Below are 16,353 nucleotides of genomic sequence, written 5' to 3'. Positions count from 1 at the left end.
ACGTCCCCGGCGTGCCTGCGCCCTGGGGCACAGGGAGGGGTACTGTGGCCGCCGCCGAGTTTGCGCTTCAGCAACAAGTCGAAATTCTCTACACCGATCACCACGGCTGGCTGCGCGGCCTGCTGCGCCGCAAGCTGGGCAATGCCTTTGATGCGGCCGATCTGGCGCACGACGTCTACCTGCAACTGCTGCGCACCGGCCGTGTTCCGCCGGCCGACGAGCACCGCCGCCATCTCACCCAGATCGCCAATGGCCTGGTGATCGACCTGTACCGGCGCCGCCGCGTGGAGGCGGCCTATCTTGAAGCGCTGGCCCTGCTGCCCGAGCAGATGGCGCCCTCCGAAGAAACACGTGCCCTGGCGCTGGAGGCGCTGGTGGAGATCGATGCCGCGCTGAACGGCCTGCCGCCCAAGGCGCGCAAGGCCCTGCTGCTGTGCAAGCTCGACGGCATGGCCTACCGAGATATCGCGGCCGAGCTGGGCGTGTCCGTGTCCTCGGTGGAGAAATACATCGCTGCCGGCCTGCTGGCCTGCTACCAGGCGCTGCACGGCGCCGTGTGCTGAGTGGCCGGCATGTCTTCATCTCCGGCATCGGCCGCGTCAGCCGCATCCACTGACGCCTGCGCAACTGCGTCCGCCAGCGAGCCGCTGGAGCCGGCCATCGTCCAGCGCGCCGCCGAATGGATGGCACGCCTGTGGGCTGACGACGCCAGCGATGAAGACCGAGCCGCCTGCGCCCGCTGGCGGGCCGAGCATCCCCGGCACGAGCTGGCCTGGGGCCGCCTGCAGGCCTTCGACGACAAGCTGCGCAGCGTGCCCGGCGGCATCGCGCGGCATACGCTGGCGGACACCTCCGCTGCGTCGCCGGCGCCCCGGGGCCGCCGCCGTGCCATGCAGTTGCTGGGCCTCATGGCCACGGCCGGAGGCATTGCCCATGTGTTGCGCGGCACCGATGCATGGCAGGTCGCCGCCGCCAGCCATGGCACGGCGCGTGGTGAAGTCCGAGAGATCACGCTGCCGGATGGCACGCAGGTGGTGCTGGCCTCGGCCTCGGCCATCGACCTGCGCTTTGACGAGGCCGAGCGCCTGATCCTGCTGCGCGCCGGCGAAATCCTCGTCACCACCGCGCCCGATCCGCAAAGCACACCCCGCCCGCTGCGCGTGCGCTCGCGCCACGGCACGGTGCAGGCCCTGGGCACGCGCTTCACGCTGCGCCAGGAAGAAGAGCATTCACGCGTGGCCGTGTTCGAGGGCGCGGTGGAGGTGCGTCCTGCCAGGGCGCCGGGCCAGGTGGTGCGCGTGGATGCGGGGCAGGGCGCCGTCTTCACTGGCGAGCAGGCCCGGGCTCCGGTGCCTGCGCAGGAAAGTGCCGCCGCCTGGGCGCGCGGCGTGCTGGTGGCCGACAACATGCCTCTGGGCGAGCTGGTGGCCGAACTGGCGCGCTACCGCACGGGCCTGCTGCGCTGCGACCCGCAGGTGGCCGGCCTGCGCGTCACGGGCGTGTTCTCGTTGCGCGACACCGACCGCGCCCTGCACAACCTGGCCCTGGGCCTGCCCGTGCAGGTGGTCTCGCGCACGCGCTACTGGGTCACGGTGCAGGCGGCGGGCTGAGGCTTCTTTGATCGCGGCGCCTTCCCCGTTTCTCGGAACCCGTTACCGGCTGATTCAACTTTCTGCCCCTGGGGATTGAGGGTTTGGCGTTCTCGTTCGGAAGACAGGCAAGAGCCCTTGTTTTCTGTTCTTTTCTGATCCGCCATGCCTTCCAGGAGAACCCATGCACTCACCCGAGGCCGATGACGCCCAGGCCGGCCCCGGCCCCATTGCGCAGACGCTGCAGCCCATCCGCGCGCAGCTTGTTCTTGCCGCGCTGCTGTCGTTTGCGGGTGCCGTGCTGGCGCTGGCGCCGCTGGCCGGCATCGCCCACATCGCGCGGCTGGCGCTGGCCGATGGCGGCATGGTGGCGGCAGATGCCTGGCACGTCATCGCGCTGTGCCTTGTCTGCCTGTTCGCGGGCATGGCCCTGGTGTCGGCGGGCGAGCTGGTTGCCCATCTGGCCGACAACCGCCTCACCCACGGGCTGCGCCTGTCGGCCATGCAGCGGCTGGCGCGTGTGCCGCTGGGCTGGTTCACCGAGCGGGCCTCGGGCCAGGTCAAGCAGGCCATGCAGGACGACGTGGCCACCCTGCACGAGCTGACCGCGCACTTCTACACCACGGTGGGGCGCGGCGCGGGCACGGTGGCCGCTTCTGCGGTCTACCTGGTGGCCATGGACTGGCGCATGGCCCTGGTCTCGGCCCTGCCGTTCGGCATCTTCTTTCTGGTGATGCGCCACGCCATGCGGGCCAGCAGTGCCCACATGCCGGCCTTTGGCGCGGGACTGGCGCGCATCAACAACGCGGTGGTGGAGTTCGTGCACGGCATTCCCGTGGTCAAGGCCTTTGGCACCAGCGGCCGAGCACATGGCAGCTACCGCGAGGCCGTCGATGGCTTTACCGATGCCTTCCTAGGCTTTGCGCGTCCGCTGGTGTCGGCGCGCGCCAATGCCAATGCGCTGATCGCGCCCGTGGCCGTGCTGGGGGTGGTGCTGGCCTTTGGCACGCTGTTCACGGCCCTGGGCTGGATGGCGCCCGTGGACGTGCTGCCCTTTGCCCTGGTGGCGCCGGGCATCAGCGCGCCGCTGCAGCTGCTCAGCTTCAACCTGCATGCGCTCAACCACGCCACGGGCGCCGCCCAGCGCGTGCAGGCGCTGCTGCGCACGCCCGTGCTGGAGCAACCGGCCGCCCATCAATGCAGGCTGCCCCAAGGCTGCGAAGTCCGCTTCGAAGGCGTGGGCCATGCCTACCAGGCGGGGCATGACGTGCTCAAGGGCATGGATTTCACGCTCAAGTCCGGCACGGTGACCGCCGTGGTCGGTGCCTCGGGCGCGGGCAAGTCCACGCTCGCCCGGCTGCTGCTGCGTTTCTTCGACCCGAACGAAGGGCGCATCACGCTGGGCGGGGTGGACCTGCGGCAGATCGAGACCCGGCAGCTGTACCGCCACCTGGCCTTTGTGTTGCAGGACGTGCGCCTGGTGCATGCCAGCGTGCGCGAGAACATCGCACTGGGCCGGCCCTCGGCCAGCGCGCAGGAGGTGGAAGAGGCGGCGCGCGCCGCCCACATCCATGAACGCATCCTGGCGCTGCCGCGCGGCTATGACTCCGTGATCGGCGAAGACGCCCAGTTGTCCGGCGGCGAGCAGCAGCGCGTGAGCATTGCGCGCGCCGTGCTGCTGGATGCGCCCGTGCTGGTGCTGGACGAGCCCACGGCCGCTGCCGATGCCGAGAGCGAGGCTGCCATCCAGGAAGCCCTGTCGCGCCTGGCCGCCGGACGCACCCTGCTGGTCATCGCCCACCGGCTGGACACCGTCATGCATGCGGACCAGATCCTGGTGGTGGAAGGCGGAGCCATCCGCGAGCGCGGCAGCCATGCCGAGCTGCTGGCGCTGGGCGGACGCTACGCACGGCTGTGGGCGCTGGGCGGGTACGAGTCACAGCCCTCCCAATCCCTGCCTTCCACCCCCGCCCTGGCCCCGGAGCTGCCCCCATGCTGAAGACCCTGATGCAACTGCTGGGCGACGACGCCCGGCTTTTCCGCCGCTATGCCTGCATGGCCGTGCTGCATGGCCTGCTCAGCGGGCTGGTCGTCACGGCCCTGGTGCCCGTGGCGTCGCGCCTGCTGGCAGGCGATACGCGTGGCGCCGCAGCCTGGCTGGCCGTGCTGCTGGCGGGCGTGGTGTTGTGCTGGGCCTGGCAGCGCCAGGTGGAAAAGGCCGGCCTGGGCCTGGGCGCCGCCGTGCTGCGCGTGGCGCGCCACCGGCTTGGCGACCATGTGGCCCGCCTGCCCGTGGGATGGTTCACCCCCGAGAACACGGCCCGGCTCAACCACGTTGTCTCGCAGGGAATGATGGAGGTGGCCCAGCTGCCGGCCCATGTGTTCACGCCCGTGTTCAGCGGCGCCGTGGCGCCCGTTGCCGTGGTGGCCGCGCTGTGTGCCATGGACTGGCGCATGGGCCTGATTGCACTGCTGGCGCTGCCGCTGCTGGCAGGCGTGCTGCTGGTCACCGCGCACCTGGGCCGCCGTGCAGACGAACGCCTGCAGCGCAGCATGGCCGGCGCCAGCCAGCGCATGGTGGAGTTTGCGCAGGCGCAGTCCGTGCTGCGCGCCTTCAATGGCGAAGGCGGCGGCACGCGCTGGCTGGAGCAGGCCCTGGGCCGGCAGCGCGCATCGGGCGCGCAATCCATCCGCCTGGCGGCGCTGTCGGGCGTGCTCAACGGCTGGGCCGTGCAGGCTGTGTTTGCGGCCCTGCTGGTGGCCGGCGCGCTGTGGCTGGACGAGCGCCTGGGCGGCGTTGCAGCACAGGGCATGGGCATGGGAATGGAAGCCGCCATCCCCGTGATCGTGGCCCTGCTGCTGGCCTGCCGCCATGTCGATCCGCTGCTGGAGGTGGCCGGCTACGCCGACTCGCTGCGCGCCGCGCGCGTGCAGCTCGATGCCGTGCGCGACATCCTCGCGGTCCAGCCGCTGCCCGAGCCTGCCGTGCCCCAGGCGCCGCGCGATGCCTCGGTGGAGCTGCGCGATGTGGTGTTCCGCTACGCGCCGGGCCAGCCCGAGGTGCTGCGCGGCCTGAGCCTGCGCGTGGAGCCGGGCTCGATGACGGCGCTGGTGGGGGCCTCGGGCTCTGGCAAGTCGTCCGTGCTGCGGCTGATCGCACGCTTTTTCGATGTGCAGCAGGGCAGCGTTCTGGTGGGCGGCATCGACGTGCGCCAGATCGCGGGCGAGCGGCTGGCCGGGCAGATCAGCCAGATCTTCCAGGACAGCTACCTTTTCCAGGGCTCCATTGCCGACAACATCCGCATGGGCCGCCCGCAGGCCAGCGATGCCGAGGTGATGGAAGCCGCCCGCCAGGCCGGCGTGGCCGAAATCATCGAGCGCCTGCCGCAGGGCCTGGACACGCCGGTGGGCGAGGGCGGGGCGCGCCTGTCGGGCGGCGAGCGCCAGCGCATCGCCATCGCGCGTGCGCTCATCAAGGATGCGCCCATCCTCCTGGTCGACGAGGCCACGGCCGCGCTGGATGCCGAAAACCAGGCGGCCATCGCCCAGGCGCTGGCGCGGCTGCGCGGCCGGCGCACGCTGATCGTGATTGCCCACCAGCTGTCCACCGTGGCCATGGCCGACCAGATCATCGTGCTGGACCAGGGCCGCGTCAGCGAGCAGGGCACGCCGCAGCAGCTGGCACAGGCGCCGGGCCTGTACGCGCGCTTTCTGGCGCGGCGGCGCGCCGCCAAGGGCTGGCGCATTGCGAGAACGCGCACGGTAGCGGGCACGGGCACGGGCACGGGCACGGGTGAGGACCTCCGTTGAGCGAGCCTGCGAAGCCAAAGACCGGGACGCAGGTCCCGCGCCTGGCGCCGTGGCTGCTGCCGTTTGCCGCGCTGTGCTGCGCGTCCGTGCTCACCGGCGCGCGGCAGGTGGAATGGGGGCAACTGCTGTCGCTGTCGGGCGATGCCTGGCTCACCCTCACGGCCAGCCGCCTGCCGCGCCTGGCAGCGCTGGTGCTCACGGGGGTGGGGCTGTCGGTGTGCGGCGTCGTGCTGCAGCAGATCGTGCAGAACCGCTTTGTGGAGCCTGCTACCTGCGGCGGTCTGGACGCGGCCAAGCTGGGCATTCTGGTGTCGCTGACGGTGGCGCCCGCCTCGGCCTTCACCTCGGGCGCGTGGGGCGTGGCCTGGCGCATGGTGTTCGCGCTGGTGTTCTGCCTGGGCGCCAGCCTGCTGTACGTGGCCATCATCCGCCGCATGCGCCTGCGCAACCTGGTGCTGGTGCCCGTGGTCGGCCTGATGTACGGCAGCGTGCTCAGCGCCATTGCCGAGTTCCATGCCTTCCGCCACAACCTGCTGCAAAGCATGCAGGGCTGGCTGCTGGGCGACTTCTCGCGCGTCGTGCAGGGCCACTACGAGATCATCTACCTCATCGTGCCCATCGTGGTGCTGACCTATGCGTTTGCGCACCGCTTCACCGTGCTGGGCATGGGCGAGGGCATGGCCACCAGCCTGGGGCTGAGCTATCCGGCGCTGGCCACGCTGGGCCTGGTGCTGGTGGCGGTCACCGTCTCGGCCACGGTCATCACCGTGGGCGCCATTCCCTTCGTGGGCCTGGTCATTCCCAACCTGGTGGCCATGCGATGCGGCGAGAACCTGGGCCGCACCCTGCCCATCGTCGCGCTCAGCGGCGCCTCGCTGCTGCTGGCCTGCGACATCGTGGGCCGGCTGATCATGCACCCCTTCGAGGTGCCGATCGGCCTGACGGCGGGTAGCGTGGGCGGCGTGCTCTTCCTCGTGCTCATCCTGCGCAGAAGGCCGTGATGCGCAAGGCCTTGCCTCACACCACCGCGTGGATTGCGGCTGCCTTGGTGGTGGCCGCGCTGGCGGCCTGCTTCGTGCTGCTGGGCTCGGGGCTGGACTTCGGCTACGTCATTGCACGGCGGCTGACGCGGCTGTCGGCCATCGTCATCGGCGGCATCTGCATTGCGCTGTCGTCCATCGTCTTCCAGACGCTTGCGGGCAACCGCATCCTCACCCCCGCCATCATGGGTTATGAGGCGGTCTACCTGCTGCTGCAGGCGCTGCTGGTGCTGGCCATGGGCGTGCAAAGCCTGGTGGTGCTGGGCCCCAGCGGCAACTTCTGGCTGTCGGTGGCCTGCATGCTGGGCTACTCCTGGGCCCTGCACCGCTGGCTGCTGGGCGGGGGGCGCGACAACGTGTACTTCCTGCTGCTGCTGGGCCTGGTGCTGGGCATGGTGATAGGCACCTTCACGCAGTTCGTGCAGCTGCGCATCAGCCCCGGAGAGTTCTCTGTGCTGCAGGGCTACAGCTACACCTCGTTCAACCGCGCCCGGCCCGCGCAGCTGCTGTGGTCGGCGCTGATCGTGGCCGTGGCCTGCGTGATCGTGCGGCGCAGCCTGCCCGTGCTGGACGTGCTGGCCCTGGGGCGCGAGCAGGCCATCTCGCTGGGCGTGCACTACCAGCGCCAGCTGCGCCTGCAGCTGGCGCTGATTGCCGCGCTGGTGGCGGTGTCCACCAGCCTGCTGGGGCCCACGGCCTTCATGGGCATCTTCGTGGCCCACATCAGCTATGCGCTGGCGGGCACGGCGCGCCACCGGGTCACGCTGCCGCTGGGCTGTGCCGTGGCCGTGTCCATCTTCATCGCGGCGCAACTGGCGGTGGAGCATGTCTTCAACTACCGCACCTCGGTGGGCATCCTCGTCAACCTGGTATGCGGCAGCTACTTCCTTGCACTCATGGTGCGCGGGCGCGGCCGGGCCTGAGCCGAGCACCGGCGCCACCAAAAAACAGTCAAGCAATGCATGCCATTTTTCAGGAGAGAAAGCCCATGACCCATCTTTTCCGCATTCCCCACCGCGCGCCCATGCTTGCGCTGGCGGCAGCGCTTTGCCTGTCGGCCTGCGACCGGCCCGCCACACCCACGACCCAGGCCGCAGCGCCGCAGGCGGCGGGCGCCGGCGAGTTCAAGCCCGTCACCGTGCAGCACCAGCTGGGCACGACGGTGGTGGAGCGCCCGCCGCAGCGCGTGGCCGCGCTGGACATGAACGAGGCCGACTTCCTCGACCAGCTCGGCGTGCCCATTGCCGGCATGCCCAAGGACTTCGTGCCCCACTTCCTGGCCCGGTACAAGGACGATGCCAACGTGCAGGACCTGGGCTCCATCGTCCAACCCAACCTGGAGCGCGTGCATGCGCTCAAGCCCGACCTGGTGCTGATCTCGCCCATCCAGGCCAGCGCCTACCAGGAGCTTTCGGGCTTTGCGCCCACGGTGCATTTCGACGTGGACTTCAGGAACAGCGGCACCCGGCACCTGGACACCGTGCGCGATCACCTGCTGACCTTGGGCCGCATCTTCGGCAAGCAGGACCTGGCGCGCGCCAAGGCCGCCGAGATGGACGACAAGGTGGCCCAGGCCCGGCGCGCCACCGAAGGGCGCAAGGAGACGGCCCTCATCGTCATGCACAACAACGGCGCCTTCACCTCGTTCGGGCCGCAGTCGCGCTACGGCTTTGTCTTCAACGCGCTGGGCGTCAGGCCCGCCAGCACGGCGGCCGAGGCCGACCTGCACGGCCAGCCCATCTCCAGCGAATTCATCCAGCAGGCCAACCCGGACATCCTCTATGTGATCGACCGCACGGCCATCATGCAGCGCCGCCCGGGCATGGACGCCGCAGGCATGGACAACCCGCTGCTGCGCCAGACCAGCGCCTGGAAGAACAACCGCGTGGTCTTCGTCGATTCAGAGGCCTGGTACGTCACGGCGGCCAGCGTGACCTCGGTGAAGCTCATGGTCGATGACGTGCTCAAGGGCTACGGCGATGCGCCGGCAGCGGGCGCGGGCCCGGTGGCCGCTGCGGTTGCAAATTGATCGCATTCTCGATTGAGGGTTTGGCGTTCTCGTTCGGAAGACAAGGTGAAAGACCCAACGCCTACCCGAATCGAAAGGAGTCCCGCATGGCACTACGCCATCCATCGCGCCCCGCGCACAACGGCGCATCGCGCCCCCTGCCGCACCCGGCCTTTGCCTGCAGGCACACGGCCATCGCCGTGCACATGCTCTGCATGGCGGGCCTGGCACTGGGGGGCTTGGCCGTGGCCATGCCGTCCGCGCTGGCGCAGGCGGCTGCCCAGGGGGCCGCATCTGGAGCCGCCTCCGGGGCGGCACCCGGCGAGGCCCGCCGCGCCTTCAGCATCCCGGCCGGCCCGCTGGGCCAGGCGCTCAACGCCTTTGCCGCAGCGGCCGGCGTGGAGCTGACGGTGGATTCCAGCCTGCTGCAAGGCCGCAGCAGCGCAGGCCTGTCGGGCAGCTACAGCGTGGCCGAAGGCTTTGCCGAGCTGCTGCGCGGCCAGGGTCTGCGCGCCCTGCGCGAAGCCAACGGCAGCTATACCCTGGGCCGCGACCGCAACGCGGCAGCGCCCGTGGACGGCGGCGTGCTCATGCCTGCCGTCACCGTGCGCGCACAGGCTCAGCAGGCGCCGGAAGCCTATGCCGGCGGCCAGGTCTCCACAGGCGGCCGCATGGGCCTGCTGGGCGACAAGGACTTCATGGAGACGCCCTTCAACACCATCAGCTACACCGAGAAATTCATCGCCGACCGCCAGGCCCGCGACATCACCGACGTGATCTCCGCCGCCGACCCCACCGTGTTCAGCACGGGCATGACCGGCATCATCAGCGAGAACTACTCCATTCGCGGCTTCAGCTCCAGCATCGGCGATGTGACCTTTGGCGGGCTGTTCGGCGTGGCGCCGTTCTACCGCGCATCGCCAGAAATGTTCGAGCGCGTGGACGTGCTCAAGGGCCCCTCGGCCCTGCTCAACGGCATGCCGCCCGGCGGCTCGGTGGGCGGCACGGTCAACCTCGTGCCCAAGCGCGCGGGCGACGAGCCGCTGACGCGGCTGACCACCTCCTTCATGTCGGATGCGCAACTGGGCGCCCACATCGACCTGGGCCGGCGGTTCGGCGAGCGCAAGCAGTTCGGCATCCGCTTCAACGGCGTGCTGCGCGACGGCGACGGCGCCGTGAACCACCAGGAAAAAGAGACCCGGCTGGCCTCGCTGGGCCTGGACTGGCGCGGCGACCGTGCCCGCCTGTCGGCCGACCTGTACAGCAGCGAGGACCGCACCGACGGCCTGAACCGCGGCATCAACCTGGCCGCAGGCCTGCCCGTGCCCAGGCCGCCCAAGGCCGACACCCTGCTCAACCCCAGCTGGGCCTTCTACGACACCAAGGACAAGGGCGCCATGGTGCGCGGCGAACTCGACCTGGGCGACCGCGTCACGGCCTATGCCGCCGTGGGCACCAGCAAGACCCGGTACCGTTCCACGGGGGCCTACCTGATCCAGGTCTTCAACACGGCCGGCGACTACCGCACCAACCTGGCCGACCTGGGCTTCGAGATGGACAAGAAGTCGGCCGAGGCCGGCCTCAAGGGCAAGTTCAACACGGCTGGCGTGGGCCACCAGTGGGCGCTCAACGCCACCTACTACACGCATACCGACAAGCAGTTCGGCCGCCGCAACGTGCTGACCCAGGACTGGATCACCAACATCTACCACCCCATCTGGGGCCCGGCCACCAGCTTCAACGCGCCCCCGATCTCGCGCACCGAACTGCGGCTGACCAGCATCGGCGTGGCCGACACCCTGTCCTTCGCGCAGGACCGCGTGCAGCTCACTCTGGGCCTGCGCCGCCAGCAGGTGCTCAGCGACACCTTCAACGTGGCCACGGGCGCGCGCACCGCGCGCTATGACGAAGGCGCCACCACGCCGGCCGCCGCGCTGCTGGTGAAGGCCAGCGAGCGTGTCTCGGTCTACGCCAACTACATCGAAGGCCTGAGCCAGGGCGCCACCGCACCCATGACGGCGGCCAACGCGGGCGAAGTGTTCGCGCCCTACAAGTCCCGGCAAAAGGAGCTGGGCCTGAAGCTGGACCTGGGCGACTTCGCCCACACCTTCAGCCTCTATGAGATCCAGCGGCCCAACGGCTACACCGATCCCGTCTCCAACGTCTTCTCCTTCGGCGGCGAGCAGCGCAACCGGGGCGTGGAATGGGGCTTCTTCGGCAACGTGGCCACGGGCGTGCGCCTGATGGGCGGCATTGCCTACGTACAGCCCAAGCTCACCCGCACGGCAGGCGGCGTGAACCAGGGCAAGCTGGCGGCGGGCGTGCCCAGGCTGCAGGGCAAGCTGGGCGTGGAGTGGGACCTGCCCGCCGTGCAGGGCCTGACGCTGACGGCCAACGCCACCACGGCGTCCAGGCAGTACATCAATGCCGACAACTCGCTGTCCGTGCCGGGCCGCACCGTGTTCGACATCGGCGCGCGCTACGTGACCACGGCGGCCGGCCATCCGCTCACGCTGCGCGGCAGCATCACCAACGTGGCCAACAAGGCCTACTGGGCCACGCCGCTGTGGACCAGCCTCGGGCTGGGCGCACCGCGCACCTTCATGCTGTCGGCCACGGTTGATTTCTGAGCGATGACAGGGCGGCTTGCCTTCCATCAAGCCGCACCGAGCCTGCGCTGCCGCCCTGCGGGCTATAAACTAGCCCGGTCGGGCGGCAAAGCATGCCAGCCCCCTTGCCCTCCCGCCGTATACCAGGATGACAGACGCCTATGGACAGCCGCAATGACAGCATGGACCTGAGCGACGACAGCGTTTTCGAGAGCGCTGCGGAGTTGTTCCGTGCCATGGCGGCGCCCGTGCGCCTGAAGATCATCAGCGTGTTGTGCAATGGCGAGAAGAACGTGACCGAGCTGCTCGCCAGCATCGCCACCACGCAGCCCAACATGTCCCAGCACCTGAACACGCTGTACCAGGCCGGCGTGCTGGGCCGGCGCCGCGAAGGCGTCAGCATCTACTACTTCATCGCCAACGAGCAGGCTGCGCAGATGTGCTGCGCCATCTGCACCCAGGTCGCCATCGAGCAGGGCTGAGTGCCGCAGCCTGGCAGGGGCGACTCGGCTAGGATGCCATCCATGCCGCCCACACCCACCCTGGTCCAGCCCCTGCCGCTCGATGCCGACGGCATCCTCGCGCTGGCAGCGCGCTCCATGTTCCAGCTGTTCTCCACCATGAGCCAGGGCATGTTCCTGGCCGACAGGGCGGGGCGCATCGTCTGGGTCAACGAGGGCTACCAGCGCTTCCTGCCCGACCTGGGCGTGGCCTCGGTGGATGAGTTCCTGGGCCACATGGTCGAGGACGTCATCCCCAACACCCGCATGCGCCGCGTGCTGGAAACCGGCGAGCCCGTGCTCATCGACCTGCTCACCAACCGCGCCGGCACCTTCGTGGTCAGCCGCATCCCGCTCAAGGACGATGCGGGCGCGGTCATCGGCGCCATCGGCATCGTGCTGTTCGACCAGCCGGAGACCACGCTGCAGCCCCTGATCAGCAAGTTCGCCGTTCTGCAACGCGACCTGGACGAGGCCCGGCGCGAGCTGGCCGCCCAGCGCAACCGCAGCCTGCGCGTGGCCGTGCAGGGCGAGCGCCGCGCCAAGTACAGCTTTGCCAGCTTTGTAGGCAGCAGCCCGGCCGCCGTGGAGGTCAAGCGCCAGGCGCGCCGCGCGGCCCAGTCGCTCAGCCCCGTGCTGCTGCTGGGCGAGACCGGCACCGGCAAGGAGCTGCTGGCCCATGCCATCCACGCCGCATCGGCCCGCAGCGGCGGCCCCTTCGTCACCGTCAACATCGCCGCCGTGCCGGACGCCTTGCTGGAGGCCGAATTCTTCGGCGTCACCCCCGGCGCCTTCACCGGCGCCGACCGCAAGCCGCGCGACGGCAAATTCAAGCTGGCCGACGGCGGCACGCTGTTCCTCGACGAAATCGGCGACATGCCCCTGAACCTGCAGGCCAAGCTGCTGCGCGCGCTGCAGGAAGGCGAGATCGAACCGCTGGGCTCCAACCAGCTCGTGCGCTTTGACGTGCGCGTGGTCGCTGCCACCTCGCGCGACCTGCCGCAGATGGTGCGCGATGGCCGCTTCAGGGAAGACCTCTTCTACCGCCTGCATGTGCTGCCCATCCGCGTGCCGCCGCTGCGCGAACGCAGGCGCGACATCCCGGCCCTGGTCGAAGTCCTCTCCGAAGAACTGGCCCTGCGCAACGACATGCCCCCGCCCGAACTGCTGCCCGACGCCCTGGCCCTGCTGGCCGGCCAGACCTGGCGCGGCAACATCCGCGAGCTGCGCAACGTGCTGGAGCAGGCCGCCATGCGCAGCGAAGACACCGCCATCAACGCAGAACAACTGCGCGAAGTGCTGCGCTCATCAGGAGTGGAACCCGCCGCCCCCGCGCCGGGCCCCGAGACTGCGCCCGCGCCGTCCCCTGCCCACAACAGCCCCGCCGACACCGACCTGCTGCGCCCCCTGGCCCAGCAGGTGGCCGAACTGGAGCGCAAGGCCATCACCGCCACCCTGGCCGCCAACAGCGGCAACAAACTGGCTACGGCGCGCCAGCTGGGCATCTCGCGGGCCACGCTGTATGACCGCATGGCGGTGCTGGAGCTGGGGGGCTGAGTCACCCGCCATCTGCAGGCCGTACCGTGGCCAAGAGGCAGGGCGATTCCTGCTGTTCCCCATCCCGGAACCCAGTCCGTGAACATGAAAAACCTCCTTACCCGCCTCAAGACCGCATTCAGCAAGCCTGCACCCGAGCCCGCTCGCCCACAGGAACACCAGCAACACCAGCGCCAGCTGCAAGAACCCCAGGCGGATGCTGCAAAGGACGAAGTACTCATCAACGCCTACTGCACCGTCTGGGACCTTCCTGCGATTGACTTTCCGCACACGCTGGCCGGGCGCCGCGATCTGTCGGACCCCGAGCTGGCACCGCATCTTTCCGGCTTTGTCGGCTATGTGCTGGGGCGCGGCGATGGGCAGATGACGCGCAACCGCTACCACGCCATGCGCCACATCCAGCGCGTGCAGCAGCACCTGAGCCTGGGCGTTGCGCCGGAGCAGCTCGATGCCTTTGCCGGCTGGGCGCAGCGCGCCAACGCCATCGCATTTCTGGCGGACGGCAGCATCCGCGACCCGCAGGGCCGCATCCTGCTGGCCGCCAACGGCGCCGAGCCCGATGAACAGGCCGCGCTGCCCTATCCGCAGCAGGCCTGGCAGCGCAAGCAGCGCAGCGAGCAGACGCTGGCGCAGCGCGGCTTCATGCCAGCGGCCAGCCTGCCGCCGCTGATCTCCGAGCCCGAACTGCGCATGCGCGCGCCCGACGAGATCGCCGCACGCGCCTTCGCCCTGCTGGCCGTGGCCGTGCGCGCCGAATCGCTGAACGACGCACTGAACGAAGCAATGAACAGTGGCGAACCGCTCACACCCGAGCAGCTGTTCCACCGCCTGCCAGCCGCCCAGGCCGCGCTCACCCCCAACGAGCGCGACTTCATGGCCACTGCCCAGCCCTCCGAAGAGGCCATCGCCAAGTTCGGCTGGCGCTACGAAGCCGCGTACTTGCTGGAATGGGCGCTGGGCCTGGTCGATGCGCTGCCGTTCCCCGATGCCATCTGCGACGTGCCGCTCACCTCGCGCGTCCTGCTGCAGGCTGGCGACCTGCAAGGCGCCCTGCATGCCGCACGCATGCGGCCCGACAGCGACATCCTCGACGCCCTGGACCAGCACTACCGCCTGCACTGGATCGTGCGCCAGGCCCAGGTGCAGCAGCAGCCCGCGCCCGCGGGGCTGAACGCCGACGTGCTCATGGAGCGCCACCACGCCCTGAACTGGCTGGTGCGCTTCGAGGGCAATGACTGGGATGACGTGGACACGCCGACCTGAGCACGTGGCATGGCCGCACGGCCGGCCCTCTTTTTATTCCTGTTTGAGATTGAAACTCATTCAACTGTCTATACTCGCCGCTTCGCAGCCCCCGGCACCGCCTGCCGTTGGGCCAAGGCGGCCGGGCATGGCCATCCGTTGACTGATCCGTTGTTGGCTCCCGTGGTCGTACGCTATTACCGAGAACTGCTGAGGTTCCTGCAAAGGGCCATCAAGGATCGCGACACGGCCGAGGATCTTGCACAGGAAAGCTATGCGCGCCTGCTGGCCGTGCAGCGCTCTGGAGAGGGCATTGCCGAACCGCGTGCCCTGCTGTACCGCACGGCGCGCAACCTGGTGATCGACCAGTACCGCCGCAGCGAGGTGCGTGGAGCGCATGCGCCGCTGGATGCCGGGCCGCAGGGCGCGGAGCAGGCGCAGGGCGCGGATGACCTGGCCGGCCCCCAGGCCTGCGAGCCCGAGATCGCCGCCATGTCCTCCCAGTCCGTGCAAGCGCTGCTGGCCGCCATCGGCGCCTTGCCGCTGCGCTGCCGCGAGGCCTTCATCCTGCACAAGTTCGACGGCATGTCCCAGGCGGAAGTGGCCCGGCACATGGGCATCTCCACCACCATGGTCGAGCGCCACATCAAGCTGGGCATGCAGGCCTGCCGCGCCTGCCAGGACCGCATGGACGGCACGCCTGCGCCCGCCGCATCGCCCCGGCCGGGAGACGCTCGATGAGGCCAGACCTTGCATGGCCTGCGCGGACTGCGGCCTGTGCCTTCACCCCGTTTGCCCCGCACGCGGGGTTGGGTTCGCGGCTGTCCGTGCGTCTGCTTCCCTGTAGCCTGCGTCATTCGCATGACTGAACACCTCCCCCCAGCCCGGCCCACCGATGCCAGCCGCAGCGCCGATGCCCAGGCGCTGGACTGGTTTGCGCAATTCAGCCAGCAGCCGCAGGCCGCCTTCGATGATGCGAACTTCCAGGCCTGGCTGGCCGTCGATCCGGACCACCGGGCCGCCTTCGAGCGCTGGCAGGCCGACTGGCGCCGCCTTGATACGCTGCCTGACACCGCCGTCCAGCAGCTGCGTCGCCAACTGGCTGCCGACAAGGCCGCGGACCTGCTCGGGCAAAGGGCGCAGCCACGGCCCGCCCCCGCTGTCCAGCCAGCCCGGCCAGCATGGTCCGCTCCGCTGGCCTGGCTGCGCGGCTGCACGGCCGCCGTGCCCCGTGCCGCGCTGGCGGCCGCCGTGCTCCTGGTGGCCGGTGGCGCGGGCCGCATGGCCTGGGAGCATTGGCAGAGCCGGCCCCTGTTTGTCCAGGACTACGCCACCGGGCGCGGCCAGCAGTTGAACGTGGAGCTGCCCGACGGCAGCCGCTTGCGGCTGGACACCGCCACCCGCGTGCATGTGGCGCTGTACCGCCAGCGGCGCGAAGTGCGCCTGCCCGAAGGGCAGGCCGTCTTCCAGGTGCACGGCGATGCGGACCGGCCCTTTAATGTGCTCGCCGGCAGCGTGAAGGTCACCGTGGTCGGCACCCAGTTTGCCGTGCGCCACACGGCCGGCAGCCCGGTGCAGGTGGCCGTGCAGGAAGGGCAGGTGCGGGTGTCTGCGGCCGGCCCTTCCGATGCCGTGCTGCTCACTGCGGGCCAGCAGGTGCAGGCCGATGGCGATGGCCGCCTCTCGGCTGTCGGCGCCGTGCCGCCTGCCGGCATCGCGCCCTGGCGCGACGGACGCGTCAGCTTCGACAACGTGCCGCTGTCGCAGGCGCTGGCGGAATTCGAGCGCTATGGCCCCACGCGCCTGGCGGTGCGCGATCCTGCCGTGGCCGCCATGCGCCTGTCCGGCACCTTCGACCCGCGCCGCCTGGACAACTTCCGCAAGGCCCTGCCCAAGGTGCTCCCCGTGCGCCTGCTCGACCCCCAGGGTGGGGAAGGCGCGCAGACCCTCATCGTCGCCGCGCCCTGAGACGGGCGCTGCGAGTTCCTCAAAAATTTT

At 69.9% G+C, this 16,353-nt stretch carries 13 protein-coding genes; all 13 read left to right on the top strand.

Going from position 1 to position 16,353, the window contains the following annotated elements; translation table 11 throughout:
* Positions 1–44 precede the first annotated feature (44 nt).
* The 13 genes from ACF8ML_RS08755 to ACF8ML_RS08695 all read left to right on the top strand — a co-directional run bounded on the left by ACF8ML_RS08755 (position 45) and on the right by ACF8ML_RS08695 (position 16,323).
* On the top strand, positions 45–563 hold the full coding sequence (locus tag ACF8ML_RS08755) for a sigma-70 family RNA polymerase sigma factor (RefSeq protein ID WP_212646072.1): 519 nt from the start codon (positions 45–47) through the stop codon (positions 561–563).
* A gap of 9 nt (positions 564–572) precedes the next feature.
* A complete protein-coding gene (locus ACF8ML_RS08750) occupies positions 573–1,610 on the top strand; it encodes a FecR domain-containing protein (RefSeq protein WP_392406988.1) in 1,038 nt (345 codons plus the stop codon).
* Positions 1,611–1,773: 163 nt separating this feature from the next.
* The gene (locus ACF8ML_RS08745; protein WP_392406987.1) at positions 1,774–3,588 is read left to right on the top strand and encodes an ABC transporter ATP-binding protein; all 1,815 of its coding nucleotides are present in this window, start codon (positions 1,774–1,776) and stop codon (positions 3,586–3,588) included.
* Positions 3,582–5,399 carry an ABC transporter ATP-binding protein gene (locus ACF8ML_RS08740; protein WP_392406986.1) on the top strand — a complete coding sequence of 606 codons (1,818 nt, stop codon included), beginning with the start codon at positions 3,582–3,584 and terminating at the stop codon, positions 5,397–5,399. The genes ACF8ML_RS08745 and ACF8ML_RS08740 overlap by 7 nt, the downstream gene beginning before the upstream one ends.
* Positions 5,396–6,400, top strand: coding sequence for an iron chelate uptake ABC transporter family permease subunit (locus ACF8ML_RS08735; protein ID WP_043792727.1), 1,005 nt, complete (start codon positions 5,396–5,398; stop codon positions 6,398–6,400). Before ACF8ML_RS08740 ends, ACF8ML_RS08735 begins: the two co-directional genes overlap by 4 nt.
* Positions 6,400–7,362, top strand: coding sequence for an iron chelate uptake ABC transporter family permease subunit (locus ACF8ML_RS08730; RefSeq protein ID WP_017405488.1), 963 nt, complete (start codon positions 6,400–6,402; stop codon positions 7,360–7,362). The genes ACF8ML_RS08735 and ACF8ML_RS08730 overlap by 1 nt, the downstream gene beginning before the upstream one ends.
* A 65-nt stretch (positions 7,363–7,427) precedes the next feature.
* On the top strand, positions 7,428–8,468 hold the full coding sequence (locus ACF8ML_RS08725; protein WP_267178822.1) for a siderophore ABC transporter substrate-binding protein: 1,041 nt from the start codon (positions 7,428–7,430) through the stop codon (positions 8,466–8,468).
* 86 nt (positions 8,469–8,554) lie between these two features.
* Complete coding sequence (locus tag ACF8ML_RS08720; protein WP_392406983.1) at positions 8,555–11,077, top strand: TonB-dependent siderophore receptor; 2,523 nt, start codon at positions 8,555–8,557, stop codon at positions 11,075–11,077.
* A 140-nt stretch (positions 11,078–11,217) separates the two neighbouring features.
* Positions 11,218–11,538, top strand: a complete 321-nt coding sequence (locus ACF8ML_RS08715) for a metalloregulator ArsR/SmtB family transcription factor (RefSeq protein ID WP_016449629.1) — start codon at positions 11,218–11,220, stop codon at positions 11,536–11,538.
* A gap of 42 nt (positions 11,539–11,580) precedes the next feature.
* Positions 11,581–13,113 (top strand): sigma-54-dependent Fis family transcriptional regulator, encoded by a 1,533-nt coding sequence (locus tag ACF8ML_RS08710; RefSeq protein WP_047218309.1) that lies wholly within the window; start codon positions 11,581–11,583, stop codon positions 13,111–13,113.
* 84 nt (positions 13,114–13,197) lie between these two features.
* Positions 13,198–14,376 carry a DUF4272 domain-containing protein gene (locus ACF8ML_RS08705; protein ID WP_392406981.1) on the top strand — a complete coding sequence of 393 codons (1,179 nt, stop codon included), beginning with the start codon at positions 13,198–13,200 and terminating at the stop codon, positions 14,374–14,376.
* Between the two features lie 162 nt (positions 14,377–14,538).
* The gene (locus ACF8ML_RS08700; protein WP_392406997.1) at positions 14,539–15,096 is read left to right on the top strand and encodes a sigma-70 family RNA polymerase sigma factor; all 558 of its coding nucleotides are present in this window, start codon (positions 14,539–14,541) and stop codon (positions 15,094–15,096) included.
* Positions 15,097–15,216: 120 nt separating this feature from the next.
* On the top strand, positions 15,217–16,323 hold the full coding sequence (locus ACF8ML_RS08695; RefSeq protein ID WP_392406979.1) for a FecR family protein: 1,107 nt from the start codon (positions 15,217–15,219) through the stop codon (positions 16,321–16,323).
* The last annotated feature ends 30 nt before the right edge of the window (positions 16,324–16,353 follow it).

This window comes from Delftia sp. WSY_10 (assembly GCF_043104705.1).
Classification (GTDB): domain Bacteria; phylum Pseudomonadota; class Gammaproteobacteria; order Burkholderiales; family Burkholderiaceae_C; genus Comamonas; species Comamonas tsuruhatensis.
This window is presented reverse-complemented; position numbering and strand designations above follow the sequence as displayed.